We start from the raw sequence: 13,973 nt of genomic DNA, 5'->3' as shown, positions 1-13,973 counted from the left end.
AAAAAGTCGGCCCAATTTTTTGCTACAAGCGACAGGAAAAATCATGAAAGAGCGTATTGGTTTTATTCACCAGCCGGGCAGTGCTGTCACTGTGGAATTACCAGACTGGGTTGCTACTTTTGTCGATTGGCAAAAAAACTATGCAACAGACGATGAGAAAATGGCGTTAGCTATTGAATTATCAAAACAAAACGTCGAACGTGGTACGGGTGGTCCTTTTGGTACTGCTATTTTTGACCGTGCTTCTGGCCAATTGCTAGGAGTAGGGGTAAACCGTGTGGTGCCTTTAACCAATTCCACCTTACATGGCGAAACAGTGGCTATTATGATGGCCGAAAAAGCGCTGGGTACTTTCACTTTGGCTACCGACACTGGCCGTGAGTTATTTACCTCTTGTGAGCCATGTGCCATGTGTATGGGCGCTGTGCTGTGGAGTGGAGTGAATCGTATGGTCTGTGCTGGTACCGCAGAAGATGCGCGTGCTATTGGTTTTGACGAAGGCCCGGTGTTTGAACAGTCTTACCAGTATTTAGAGAATGCAGGTATGGAAGTGGTGCGTCAGTTTAAACGCTCTGATGCCAAAGCTGTGCTGGATTATTACAAAAACTCTGGCGGCCGGATTTATAACGGTAGGGATTAACAGGAAATCGTAATGCTATTTGTTGTGATGCTGGGTGGTAAACACCCCAGAGCAAAAATTGAAGTGCATGATGTAGTGTTTGTTACGGGAAACAGTATTGAAGACTGCTACCCGGAGTTGCGTCAGCAGTGGTTTGGCACTATGGCCGGTATGCATATCGACTCCTGGATGCAGGTCGATGGAGTAGAGGGCTATCAGGTTCGCTTTTCTGAACAGGCACCTGCAGCAGATGAATTGCGATTATTCTTCATCAACTTAGGCGGTTATACCCCAGGCGCTTTTGGTGAAGATCACCATTATCTGCTGGTAACTGCCAAAGACAAAACTGAAGCCAAGCAGAAAGGTAAAATGCATCTGCCGAAAAGCTGGGATAAGCCTCATACCGATGCAGTTCTGGATGTGGATGATTGTATTGCCATTGATCAGATAGGCGGTCGTTATGTGCGCCTGATCCCGGGGCAACACAAAGAAACAGTGCATCAGTCGGATTATATTATTTTGGGCTAAAAACAAAGGTCAGAGCCAAAGCTCTGACCCGTTACAACTGAACCTGAGCTAAGCCCGGCTGGGTTTTCTTTAGGGTTATCACATACTTTTCAAAGCGTTCCTGTTCGCTTTTTTCCAGCTGATTTTGCCGAAGTACACGAGCGGCGTTGCGGGCGTAGTTGATGGTTTCACCTGTGACGCCTGCGCTTTTGCTCATGGCCTGCAATAAATTCAGCGCTATCACCGGATTGGTCGGCATATAGTCGAAGGTTTCACAAAACAGCATGACAGCCCGACCAAACTGGCCCATGCGATAGGCATCTGTGGCTTCGGTATTAATTTGTTTGATCTGCTGTTTTAAGCTCTCGTGTTTGTTTTGTTCCAGCTGCAACATAATACGTTGAGTCTCGGTGAGAAAGTCATCGTCGTACAACATGGTTTTTAAACGGTCGATGCACAACTGGCTGGAGTACAAATCGCCTAGTTCAAAATAAGCTTTGGCGGCATCCATGCAGCTGTCGATACTCAAGTCATCCAGGGGTAAATCCTGAATTTGCTGTATTAACTCGCGGCCTTCTTTGATAGCGCCACGACAACTATTCATACGGCTGCGTAAAATAACCGTCTCTCGTTTGAGCGCATCGACATTAAAGCGCTTATGCAGCGCATCCAGCAGTTTGGCTGCATTTTGCAGTATCACTGCTTTTTCCAGCAAATTTGAGGTCTTGGCCTGATCCACCAAAGCGCGAGCATGGTTTAGATAGTTGTCGGCGGTATCATCAATCGAATGACGCGCACCCTGAACTATTTTTCCGGCAATACGGGCCGCAACGTCTGTGTGGCCCAACATGACGCATAAATTACTCAGGGTTTTCTGCCGACTGATATTTTTTGGCGATAAGGTGGCTGCTTTGCTTAAGGTTTCAAAGGCCAGTTGATAACGACCGTGACGCACATATAAACGCGATAACCAATCCAGAGCTTCCACTTTGGTATCGCCAAACTGGGTTAGATCCACAAGCTCAAGCTCGGTATCTTCCCAGCGCTCCAGATAAAAACAACTTAAGGCGTGGCCCAAACGAGCCCAGCTGTAGGCTTTTTGTTGCAGCACTTTTTGGTAAAAAACTTCGGCTTTGTCGTATTGGCCTAATTTCAGCAGTAGTTCGCCTTTTAATCGCATGGCTTGCAGTGCGTAATCAGGTTTAGTGCGGATCACTAAATCACACTCACGTGAAGCTTCTGCATAATCATGTTCAAACAAACGGAAAAATACTTTGCGCAGTTCGATGCGGTGCCGGATGGCTCTGCAGATACGTTCTTCCAGCGCCGGAGCGGTAAAAGGTTTTAGCAGGTAATCGTCAGGCTGTAACTCAATAACACCGTGTACTATTTGGCTTTGTGCTTCAGCGCTAATTACAATAAAGCAGCAGAGCGGGGCCAACAGTTGTTGCTTTTTCAGAGCTTCAAATAGCTGATAACCATCTTTACAGTCACCGAGATTAAAGTCGCATAGGATAAAATCGAACGGCATTTCTATACATTTTTGCATAGCTTCGCCTGAGTCTTTAGCCAGGTGAATAGCCTCAAACCCCATTTGCTGTAACATTCCTTTTACGGTGGCCCGGACGGGCGCACAGTCATCAATGACCAAGACTTTTTTACAACGAAAAAATGACTGGTCCATACCGGCTTAACTCTTGTTCTGCGTTTAACTGCTGATTTATTGCGACGAAATTGTGTTTCGCATACTAAATAGTCAAATTGGTTTTGTAAAGGATGTTTTCTATTTGTTAATAGTGGCTAATGCGGCTTTCGGGTTAAAGTAAAGATAAAGCGCTGATAAGTCAGAATGTTAGGACTTTAAAGGCACTATTGCTCAGCTTTAAACTTCTTAATATCGGGCCTTGTTGCGCTTTGCTAGTTAACTAAATAGGAACTTAAATGCCTTATTTGCTGTGTTCAGACTTATGGCATAATAAAAACGATCTGTAGGCAGTTTAAGGTTGTATCGCTTTGTTTAGATTCATATTCTCGTTCGCTTTTTTTGTGGTTTTCGCCGTTGTAGCTGCACCTGCCAATTTTGATTCCGCTAAAACAGTTGCCAGTCGTATTTATGCTCCTGAAAAACAAGAATTTTATTGTGGCTGCACTATTCGCTGGCAAGCAGGCAAAGGTATTCCTGATTTAAAAGGCTGCGGTTATCAAATTCGTAAAAACGGCCCACGCGCCAACCGGATTGAATGGGAACATGTGATGCCTGCTCAGCAATTTGGCTCGCCTTTAGCCTGCTGGAAAAAGGGCGGTCGTGAACAATGTGGTAAAACAGACGTCTTGTTTAAGCAAATGGAGGCCGATTTATTTAACCTCAAACCCGCTATAGGTGAAGTGAATGGCGACAGAGCACATTACCGGTTTGGCATGCTGCCAGCGCAGGCTCCGCAGTATGGCTCTTGTGAAGTGAAAGTCGATTTTAAAAGCAGGTTGGTGGAACCTCGCGCTGAAATTCGCGGTGATATAGCCCGTATTCATTTTTATATGGCGGATAAATATCAGCTGCCTTTAGCTAAAGCTCAGCAGCAGCTTTTTATGGCCTGGCATCAGCAAGATCCTGTAGATGACACAGAACGTAAATTGCAACAACGTATTGCGCAGCAAATGGGCCATGCCAATGACTTTGTCACAGGCAAAAAGGTTTGGCAGCTGAATTACAAAGTCTCAGGCTTTGGTTTGACTAAAGCAAAACAAACTACACAAACAGCGGCAGTATCCGCATTACCGTCAACGACGCAAGCCTCAGGCCAGGTGCTTGGTAATAAACGCAGTAAGCTGTATCACTTAAGTCATTGCAGTGGTTATCGCCAGGTGTCAGAGCGCAATCAGCAATGGTTTGATACAGAGCGGCAGGCGCTGAATGCTGGTTTTAAGCGGGCAGGAAATTGCAGTGCTGAAGCCTCGATAGGCGCTGAAGATTAAACCCTTATTCTTAACGGATTAACGCAGCGCAACTTGCATCAGCCCTGGCGTTCGCGGTACAACCTTGGTTATCTGTAAATTCACTAATAAAATAATCAGGGATCTCTTATGCGCCGCACCATGTCTTTTTTAGCCTTAAGCTGCTTTTCTGCTCTGGCTTTTGCCAAACAACCTATAGCTATCGTCATACACGGTGGTGCCGGTACCATCAATAAAAGCCAGATGACAGATGCTCAGGAGCAGGCCTACCACGCCACTTTAAAACATGCGGTGGATACAGGTTATGCGGTGCTGGAAAAAGGTGGCAGCAGTGTGGATGCAGTCACAGCAGCTGTGCTGATTATGGAAGATTCTCCACTTTTTAACGCTGGTAAAGGCGCTGTCTATACCTATGACGAAGGTCACGAGCTGGATGCGTCCATTATGCGGGGTGATAACCTGATGGCTGGTGCTGCTTCTGGTTTAACTCACGTGAAAAACCCTGTGTTATTAGCCCGCGCTGTGATGGAAAAATCTGAGCATGTGATGCTCTCTGGTGCTGGTGCTGAGCAATTTGCCAAAGAGCAGGGGCTGGAGCTGGTAGATAACAGTTATTTCGACACCACTTTTCGCTATGAAGCACTGAAAAAAGCCAAACAAAGTATGCAAAAAGTACCACATCAGGCACAAAACTATCGTTTAGAAGCACCATGGTTACCAGAGTGGAATATGGGCACTGTAGGCGCTGTGGCTATGGATCGCAGTGGTTTATTAACAGCAGCAACCTCTACTGGCGGTATGACGGCCAAACGTTATGGCCGTATTGGTGATGCGCCTATTATTGGCGCCGGTAACTTTGCTGACAATGCCAGCTGCGCAGTGTCGGCCACTGGTCACGGCGAGTTTTTTATCCGTTATCGGGTTGCTTCAGATATTTGCGCCAGGGTGAAGTATCAGGGCATCAGCGCCGACAAAGCCGCCGATCAGGTTATTCAGCAAGATCTGGCGAAAGTAGGGGGCACTGGTGGTGTGATCCTGATTGATCACAAGGGCAAAGTAGGCTGGAGCTTTAATACCGAAGGCATGTACAGAGCAAAAAGAACGGAAGGCGAAGCTGCAGTGACTGAAATTTTTAAAGACAGTCCGGCCAAATAGCTCACGCTGGTCTAAGCTTAAGGTGTTGTGAAAATACGACACTTTTGAGGGGCTTATGGACTTATTAAAAATATCCGATCATATGAATCGTCACCCTGTGACCTTTACCGAAGAGATGTCTGTCGAAGAAGCTGTGAATAAACTGATCCTTGCCGAACAATTGGGTGGGCCTGTGATCAACAAAGCTAAAAAAGTGATTGGTTTTGTGTCTGAGCAGGATTGCTTAGCAAGAATGTTGTCCGGCACTTATCACTTACAGCAGGCCGCTTCGGTCAAAGACGTGATGCGTACTGAAGTGCTGACGGTTAAGTCGTACCACGGCATAGTGGACTTAGCGCAAACTATGCTGATGTCCAAACCTAAGGTTTATCCTGTGGTGGATGACGATGGTTATCTGCTGGGGGTGATTAGCAGAACTGATGTACTAAGGGCTATAGACTTAGAACTGCACTCCCATTACAAAGCCGTTAGTTAGGGTATTAATATTGAAGTTGCAGTAAAAGCACCGTTTTAAGCGGTGCTTTTACTGGATCTAAAGCCCCTGAACTTGGTAGCATGTCGCCCCTATTTATTGAGGGCCTTGTGTTGACCGACTCTACTGCTAAACCTGCTGTTGCTAGCAATCACCTTAATACGGACGCTGAAATTTCTGTTGCCGCGCTTACCAAAGCCATTGCTAATTCTTTATCCAAAGATCAGCACCGTTTTCGCCAGTCCGTACAGAACATTAAAAAGCAGCAGGATGAGAGCAAACAGCAGCAGTTAATGCAGCAGTTGTCGGTAAAAATTACCGCCTCTATGCAGCTACGGGCTCAACGTTTGGCTGCTGTCCCCACTATTGAATACCCGGCTGAACTGCCTGTCGTAGGTAAAAAAGACGATATTAAAGCCGCCATTGCTAAACATCAGGTAGTGATTATTGCCGGTGAAACAGGCTCAGGTAAAACCACCCAAATTCCAAAAATCTGTTTAGAGTTAGGTCGCGGTGTTGCTGGCATGATAGGCCATACCCAACCCCGGCGTTTAGCAGCCCGTAGTGTCTCTGCACGTTTGGCTGAAGAGCTGAAATGCCCTGTTGGTCAGCAGGTGGGTTATAAAATCCGTTTTGGCGATCACACTGCACCCACTACTTTAGTCAAACTGATGACGGACGGTGTGTTGCTGGCTGAAATTCAGCAGGACAGATTTTTAAATCAATACGACACACTGATCATCGACGAAGCGCACGAACGCAGTTTAAATATCGACTTTTTATTAGGCTATTTAAAACAGCTGTTGCCGCGCCGCCCTGATTTAAAAGTCATTATTACCTCGGCCACCATAGATCCAGAGCGTTTTTCCAAACACTTTTTTGATGCGCCTATTATCGAAGTCTCAGGCCGCACTTATCCGGTCGAAACCCGTTACCGGCCTTTGGCGGAAAACGACGATAAAGATGCTGACCAGCTGCAATCTATCTTTGATGCAGTGGAAGAGCTGTACCGCGAGCCTCCCGGCGATATTCTGATTTTCTTAAACGGCGAGCGCGAAATTCGTGATACAGCCGATGCGCTGGAAAAGTTAAAACTGCCTCACACTGAAATACTGCCACTGTACGCCCGTTTAAGTGCAGCCGAGCAAAACCTGATCTTCCAAAACCATGTTGGCCGCAGAATAGTGCTGTCGACCAACGTGGCTGAAACCTCGTTAACAGTGCCTGGTATTCGTTATGTGATAGACCCTGGCACAGTGCGGATCTCGCGTTATAGCTACCGCTCTAAGGTACAACAGCTGCCGATTGAAGCTGTCAGTCAGGCCAGTGCCAATCAGCGCAAAGGCCGTTGTGGTCGTGTAGCCGCTGGTATCTGTATTCGGTTATACAGCGAAGAAGATTTTAATGGCAGACCAGAATTTACTGACCCGGAAATTCTGCGCACCAACTTAGCCTCTGTTATTTTGCAGATGCTGGCGTTGGGCTTAGGTGATATTCAGGCTTTCCCGTTTTTAGAGCGGCCAGACAGTCGTTTTATTAACGACGGTATTAAGCTGTTAGAAGAGCTGGGAGCAGTCAAGCCTCAGTCCAATAGCCATAGTTTGCAAATGACCGACTTAGGCCGTCAAATCAGCCGTTTACCTGTTGATCCTCGTTTAGCCCGTATGGTATTTGCGGCGACAGAACACAGCTGTTTGCAGGAAGTGTTGGTGATTGTCTCAGCTTTGTCGATTCAGGACCCACGCGAACGTCCGCTGGATAAACAACAAAAAGCTGATGAATTACATGGCCGTTTTGCCGATCCGGATTCAGATTTCAGTGCCTGGCTCAAGCTTTGGGCTTATCTGCAAGAGAAGCAGGACGAGCTGACCAATAACCAGTTCCGCCGTTTATGTAAACAAGAGCTGTTGAACTACCTGCGTGTGCGCGAATGGCAGGACTTATTTGGCCAGTTAAGCCAAATTTGTAGCGAGCAGCAATGGAGCCTGAATTCGCAGGTTGCGTCCTACGAGCAAATTCACAGTGCTTTATTGACAGGTTTATTAGGCCAAATCGGTAGCCGCGATAGCGACGCCGATTATATGGGCCCACGCCAAAGCCGCTTTTTTGTCTTCCCTGGCAGCAGCTTATTTAAACGTAAACCCAAATGGGTGATGGCCGCTGAACTGGTTGAAACCTCCAAGCTTTATGCCCGTGCTGTGGCAAAAATTGAGCCTGAATGGGTTGAACCTGCGGCTATGCATTTAGTCACCCGCAGTTATAGCGAGCCGCACTGGGAAAAGAAAAAAGGCGCGGTAGTGGCCTATGAACAGGTGTCTTTGTATGGCCTGATCATTGTCGGCAAACGCCCTGTGCTGTACAGCAAAATAGACCCTGCCACTTGTCACAACATTTTTATCCGCAGTGCTTTGGTGGAGCAGGATTTAGGCCTGAACGAAAGCTTTTTAGCCCATAACCAAAAGCTGATTGAGCAAGTGACAGAGCTGGAAGAAAAAGCCCGCCGCCGCGATATTCTGGTGGATGAAGAGACCTTAGCTGCGTTTTACGCTGAAAAAATTCCGGTCTGGGCCAATAACAGAGTGGATTTTGCTAAATGGTGGAAAGAGGCCAAAGCCAAAGACGCTAAATTACTGCATCTGGATTTAGAACAGCTGTATAAGCGTGACGCCTCTGAAGTCACTGCCGATAAATTCCCCGAATTCTGGCGTCAGGGCAATTTAACTTTACCTCTGGATTATCATTTTTCACCTGGCGCGCCAGATGATGGTGTCAGTCTGGTGGTGCCGTTGTCCTTGCTGAATCAGCTGGAAGAGCAGGGCTTTGACTGGCTGATCCCGGGCCTGCGGCACGATTTATTAGTGGCGCTGATTAAATGCCTGCCCAAACAATACAGGCGCAACTTTGTGCCAGCACCAAATTACGCCGATGCCTTATTGCAAAGTATTAAACCGGAAGACGGGCCTTTGCTGGATGTGGTCAGCAACAGATTAAAACGTATGTCGGGCGTGACTATTCCGGACGATGCCTGGGAGCTTTCGGGTATTGAAACTCATCTGAAGTTTAACTTTAAGGTGGTGGATGATAAAGGCACGACTTTAAAACAAGGCCGCTCTTTGGCGCTATTAAAACAAGAGCTGCAAGGCAAAGTACAGCAGAACTTAAGCCAGGTGGCTGAGCGGGGTATAGAGCAGGATAAGCTGACACAGTGGTCTTTTGGCCAGTTGCCGCGTGAATACATCAAAATGCAGGCCGGTTATCAAATCAAAGCTTATCCGGCTTTGGTGGATAACAAAGATTCGGTGTCTATTAAGCTGTTGGATAACGCCGAACAAGCGGCTGAGCAAAGCAAACTGGGTTTGCGCCGATTGGTTTTGCTCAATGTGCCATCGCCAGTGAAGTACCTGCAGGAATCCTTGCCCAACAAGGCCAAGCTTGGTTTGTACTTTAATCCTTTTGGCAAAGTGCTGGAGCTGATAGACGACTGTATCGCCGCTGGTGTTGATCAACTGATCAGTGAACAGCCCTGGCCTGAAACAGAAGCTGACTTTACCGCTGTCAAAGAGAAGATCCGCGCAGAGCTGGGTGAAACAGTGCTTCGTATCGCGCTGAAAGTGGAGCAGATTTTAACCCTCGGCCATGAAATTCAGAAAAAGCTCAAAGGTAAAGTTGAGTTAAAACATGTGCAAGGTCAGGGTGAAATCAAGCAACATCTCGACTCTTTGCTGTTTAAGGGTTTTGTCAGTACTCATGGTGCGGCACGTTTAGATGCTATTTTGCGATATTTACAAGCGCTACAAAAACGTCAGGAAAAACTGCCTGTGGATCCAAACCGTGACCGCTTGATGTCACACGAATACCAAAAAGCAGAAGAAGCTTATCAAAGCCTGCTGGGTAAATATGCCGGCCGCACTATTCCGGAACCAGTGCTGGCCATCCGCTGGATGCTGGAGGAACTTAAAGTGTCCTTGCATGCTCAAACTTTGGGAACACCTTATCCAGTGTCGGTAAAACGCATTTTGCTGGCAGTTAGTGAGTTAAAGTAAAGTTAATTTTTGGCTGATTTTTTGGCAAATCGTTAAATAGGCCATACACTTAAGTCAAACGCATCGATGCGTTTGAATGGAGATCACAAGGATGCAGACAATGGAACTGAAGCAAAAGAAGGTCATGATAGTGGACGACGAAGATTTTATGTTTCGTCTGCTGGAGTTGGCTTTGTCGCCTTTTTATCAGTTGTCCTACGCCAAAAGTGGGGTAGAAGCTTTGCAACTGGTGTTGCAGCAACAACCTGATCTGGTGATGATGGATATCTGTATGCCAGGCCTGGATGGTCTGGATACCTGCCGCCTGCTGAAAAACGCCCCAGAAACCGGCCATATTCCTATTCTGATGATGTCTGGTATGGATACTCCGCGCGATGAATTAACTGCATTGGACGCCGGCGCAGACGCTTTTGTCAGCAAACCTATCAGCGCCCGACATATTCAGATGCTGGTGGACGATTTACTCTGCAGTCATTTGCACAAATAAGCCTTTACAGCAGCTTGTGGCCGATCTATAAAAGATGCGACGCTTTAAATATCATGCAATAAGCAAAGGCAGTAAAGTCTATGTTAGGCCACAGCGATAAACGCAACTACTACCGTATGATGGTGAATTCTCAGGTCCAGCTGATGATCAACGATCCACAATCGGGCCGGGTGATCAACGCCATTTGCCGTGATTTAAGTTCTACCGGCATGTCGCTGGAAATAGATGAGCCGCTTGAGATGGGCATTCTGCTCTACATCAAAATGCAAAGCTCCAACCCCAGTATTCCACCTTTATCCGCCCACGCTAAAGTAATGCGCTGCGCTCAGGAACAAGAAGACTGCTACCAGCTGGGTGTGCAAATCATAGAGCTGAATTAACTAGCCTTCGCAGCGCTTACTGCTATTTAGTTTTGCAGCTCATCAGCGGTGCTTCATAACCCCATTGCACAGTAAAAATACCCTTTTGCTCCGATAGTTTTTCATTTCTTCCGACATAACTCTGGTCAGCTTGCTGATACATTAAAGATACCTGATCACCATAATCCGCAATTAAAGTGGCTGGTGTGGTGGGGTAATAACGAACTGAAATTTCATTGGCCGGATTATTTTCACAGCTAAGCAGTAGTTTTTTACTGACAGGAACCAGTTCATAACGCGCCTGTAACTCGGCAATACGCTGGGTATAAAGCGTTGAAGCACAGGCTTTTTTATCCTCTTCTTTCCAGCAATCGGCTTTCCCTTTTACTCAACCGCGCTGCTCAGCTTTTAACAGAGGTGGTTTTTCATTGGCCGCTTTTAGCAAAGCCTGCTGATACACCTCTGCCAGTTGCTGATCTTGTTTGAGCAGCTCTTGGTCTGAACAAATCAGTTGGTCGACAGTACCTAAGTCTTTCGCCTGGCAATTGATTTGGTTGTCTGCTGCGGCAGCCTGAAGCTGAGCTGTGGCGAGTAGGGTGGTGACGATAAGTAAAAGTTTCATCTTCCTATCCTTTTGAATTTGCTGTGTTAACAGTGTCAGGGAAAGTGAGGGATTTCAAGGCAGGCTAGTAAAAATTATGCTGTTGCTAAACGAATAGTTTTTCTTCTGCCAAAGTCGATTTATTAAGCTTTACAGAGGCGCTTTTAATCGTATATTTTGGGTAACTTACTATCTTTATTCAGTAAGTTAAGAACAATCATAAGCTTGTTTTGTCAGCCAGATCAGTCATTCGTCTGTACGAAAAAAGGAATAAAAATGCTTAAGGCAATATCCCATAAAACAGACTTGCTTTTGACCTTACTGATCCTTGCACTGTTTATAGCCAGTGACCTAGCGAGTTTCTATTATTTTGTAACAGATGAAAGTTATTCCCGGGCTTTTACTCTTAAAATACTAATTTTATTATCAGTGACGTTCCTTGATAAATTACACTCGACGGACAGCAATAGTCCTAATGATGATGCCTATTTTTATCAAATTCCTGTGTTTGTATTTTGTATTTGGATCATTATTGTATCAATTTTCATTGCCGGTCCGCTAAGTATCTGGCTTCTCCTCGTAGCCTTAGTTTCCTTATTGTGTCTATTTTTTATTTTTTTATCTTTAGACAAGGATTTTCAGGTTATCAGCAAAAGTTATTCGCACTGTTATTTCAGGCTAATCAAACTTGCAATCAGAACAATATTTTACGCGTTGCTGTGTTTTGTGTTGTACTTGATATTTAATTTTGGCGGTGATTGGCCATTAAAATTGGTGTTGTTTTGACCTCGGTGTATTTGGTTCATACCAAATACAATTCATATACTGAACGATAGAGCATAAAAAAAGCCACCGAAAAAGGTGGCTGTTTCACAAATCAAACTCAACCAAAAATCTACTTCACCAATACCAGACTAAAAGTGGTTGGTACCATTGGGCTGATGGCTTTTAAGCCTGCCAGTTCACGCAGTTTTTCTACGCCTGCATTTAACTGGAATTTGTTTACGTCCAGCATAATTGGCGCAACAGTGGTGACTACCAATTGGCTGTCTGACACTTTGGTCACTTTTACTTTAGCCATCAGGCTTTGGGTTTGAGTGAGTAAGGTCAAATCTAACGCTTGATCCACAACAACGCTGTCACCGGTTTTTAAGCCAGTTAACACTTTACTGTCGACTTTGCCTTTGGCATTGATAGTGGCGTATTGTTTGGCCGCTAACACATGTTCCAGAATACGTTCGTTACGGATTGGAATGGCTGTGTCGATGCTCAGCGCAGGAATAGCGACCGAAAACTCGCCTGCTTCAGTTAACTTGCCTGTTAAGTCTTTAAAGCTGTGGGTTTCGGCCACAACGTCATTTTTTACCGAGACAAAATTCAGGCTGGATTGCGCGCTATTGACGGACCAGTCGGCAGCAGCAGAAAAACTTAAGGCTGCGGCCACTATTAAAGCTAATTTTTTCATCGTCATCGAACACTCCTTTTGTGATGATCCCGGAACAAAATCCCGGGATGAGAATAGGTTCTTAAAATACCTTACAGACTAAACCTTTCAGATAATGACCTTCAGGGTAGAAGCTGGCAATAGGGTGGTCGCTGGACTGACTAAGTTTCTCGATAAACAAACAATCTTTGTTCGCATCCAGTGCAGCGTCGGCCACTATTTTCTGAAACAGCATTTCTTCCATTAAGCCTGAGCAGCTGAAGGTCAGTAATAAACCACCTGGTTTCACCAACTGCATAGCGACACGGTTGATGTCTTTGTAGCCGCGGGCGGCTTGCATCAACTGGGCTTTGCTGTCGGCAAATTTTGGTGGGTCTAAAATTACCATATCAAACAACTTGCCTTGCTCTTTGTATTCGCGCAGCAGTTTAAAGACGTCCTGTTTGACGTTGTTGGCCTTGTCCAGTTCCATGTTATTTAACGCTAAATTACGTTCTGCGGTTTTTAAGGCTAAATCCGACATATCCACGTTAGTGACATGAGCCGCGCCACCTTTTAAGCACGACAAAGCAAAAGTGCCGGTGTAGCTAAAGCAGTTCAGCACGGTTTTGCCTTTCGCCAGACGGCCTGCTGCAGCGCGTGAATCACGTTGATCCAGATAAAAACCTGTTTTGTGGCCGTTGATCACATCGACCAGAATTTTCATGCCGTTTTCTAAAATCACCACTTCGCCGCTTTCACGAGGCAAATGCAACCAGCCAGTGACTGGTTTTAAACCTTCTTTTTTACGTACATCCACGTCTGAACGCTCGTAAATGCTGACGTCAGGGAAAATTTGTTTTAGTGCGGTGACAATCAACTCGCGATTTGCATCGGCACCAGCGGATAACAGCTGACAGACCAGTACATCGGCGTATAAGTCGATAGTCACGCCAGGTAAACCATCAGATTCAGCTGCTACTATGCGTAAGCCATTGGTTTGGTTTAAATCATACATATCCTGACGCACAGACCAGGCACGCTGAATACGGCGGGTGAAAAAGGCCTGATCAATCTGTTCTTTTTCGTTAAAAGTCCAGGCGCGCACGCGGATCTGCGAGTCGGCTGAATAAGCGCCGCGGCATAACCATTTCCCATCGTGGGTCAATACATCTACAGTTTCACCCGACTCTGGTTTGCCTTTAACCTGCAATACCGCTTTAGAGAACACCCAAGGGTGGCGGCGTCTTAAGGATTTTTCGCGTTCGGGTTGTAAAATGATACTGTGAGACATAGGTCTACTCTGTAGATGGGCAAGGGGCGCTATTTTAGTGAAGAGTGCGCAAAAGCTAAAG

12 protein-coding genes are annotated in these 13,973 nt (G+C 46.0%); 8 read left to right on the top strand and 4 right to left on the bottom strand.

Annotation, left to right across the window (positions count from 1 at the left end):
• Positions 1-43: 43 nt before the first annotated feature.
• Complete coding sequence (locus OM978_RS11980) at positions 44-640, top strand: nucleoside deaminase (protein ID WP_264342450.1); 597 nt, start codon at positions 44-46, stop codon at positions 638-640.
• Between the two features lie 12 nt (positions 641-652).
• Positions 653-1,147 (top strand): DUF1543 domain-containing protein, encoded by a 495-nt coding sequence (locus OM978_RS11975; RefSeq protein ID WP_264342449.1) that lies wholly within the window; start codon positions 653-655, stop codon positions 1,145-1,147.
• A 31-nt stretch (positions 1,148-1,178) separates the two neighbouring features.
• Here the strand turns inward: OM978_RS11975 and OM978_RS11970 are convergent, their stop codons facing one another.
• Complete coding sequence (locus OM978_RS11970; protein WP_264342448.1) at positions 1,179-2,810, bottom strand: response regulator; 1,632 nt, start codon at positions 2,808-2,810, stop codon at positions 1,179-1,181.
• A 329-nt stretch (positions 2,811-3,139) separates the two neighbouring features.
• Between OM978_RS11970 and OM978_RS11965 the strand changes: the two genes are divergently transcribed.
• From OM978_RS11965 to OM978_RS11940, 6 genes are all read left to right on the top strand, one after another.
• A complete protein-coding gene (locus tag OM978_RS11965; RefSeq protein WP_264342447.1) occupies positions 3,140-4,099 on the top strand; it encodes an endonuclease in 960 nt (319 codons plus the stop codon).
• Between the two features lie 108 nt (positions 4,100-4,207).
• Positions 4,208-5,233, top strand: coding sequence for an isoaspartyl peptidase/L-asparaginase family protein (locus OM978_RS11960; protein WP_264342446.1), 1,026 nt, complete (start codon positions 4,208-4,210; stop codon positions 5,231-5,233).
• 55 nt (positions 5,234-5,288) lie between these two features.
• Positions 5,289-5,708 (top strand): CBS domain-containing protein, encoded by a 420-nt coding sequence (locus OM978_RS11955; RefSeq protein ID WP_264342445.1) that lies wholly within the window; start codon positions 5,289-5,291, stop codon positions 5,706-5,708.
• A 107-nt stretch (positions 5,709-5,815) separates the two neighbouring features.
• Entirely contained in the window at positions 5,816-9,748 is a 3,933-nt protein-coding gene (gene hrpA / locus OM978_RS11950; protein WP_264342444.1) for an ATP-dependent RNA helicase HrpA, read from the top strand.
• A 100-nt stretch (positions 9,749-9,848) separates the two neighbouring features.
• Positions 9,849-10,235, top strand: a complete 387-nt coding sequence (locus OM978_RS11945; protein WP_233007334.1) for a response regulator — start codon at positions 9,849-9,851, stop codon at positions 10,233-10,235.
• Positions 10,236-10,315: 80 nt separating this feature from the next.
• On the top strand, positions 10,316-10,615 hold the full coding sequence (locus OM978_RS11940) for a PilZ domain-containing protein (protein WP_233007333.1): 300 nt from the start codon (positions 10,316-10,318) through the stop codon (positions 10,613-10,615).
• Positions 10,616-10,982: 367 nt separating this feature from the next.
• Here the strand turns inward: OM978_RS11940 and OM978_RS11935 are convergent, their stop codons facing one another.
• From OM978_RS11935 to OM978_RS11925, 3 genes are all read right to left on the bottom strand, one after another.
• Entirely contained in the window at positions 10,983-11,216 is a 234-nt protein-coding gene (locus OM978_RS11935) for a lysozyme inhibitor LprI family protein (RefSeq protein ID WP_264342443.1), read from the bottom strand.
• An 874-nt stretch (positions 11,217-12,090) separates the two neighbouring features.
• Complete coding sequence (locus tag OM978_RS11930; RefSeq protein ID WP_264342442.1) at positions 12,091-12,666, bottom strand: YceI family protein; 576 nt, start codon at positions 12,664-12,666, stop codon at positions 12,091-12,093.
• A gap of 55 nt (positions 12,667-12,721) precedes the next feature.
• Positions 12,722-13,912 (bottom strand): class I SAM-dependent rRNA methyltransferase, encoded by a 1,191-nt coding sequence (locus tag OM978_RS11925; protein ID WP_264342441.1) that lies wholly within the window; start codon positions 13,910-13,912, stop codon positions 12,722-12,724.
• Positions 13,913-13,973 lie beyond the last annotated feature (61 nt).

The sequence above is a fragment of the Rheinheimera sp. MM224 genome, assembly GCF_947090785.1.
Classification (GTDB): Bacteria; Pseudomonadota; Gammaproteobacteria; order Enterobacterales; family Alteromonadaceae; genus Pararheinheimera.
Note: the sequence above shows the minus strand (reverse complement) of the source record. Positions and strands in the feature narration are given on the sequence as shown.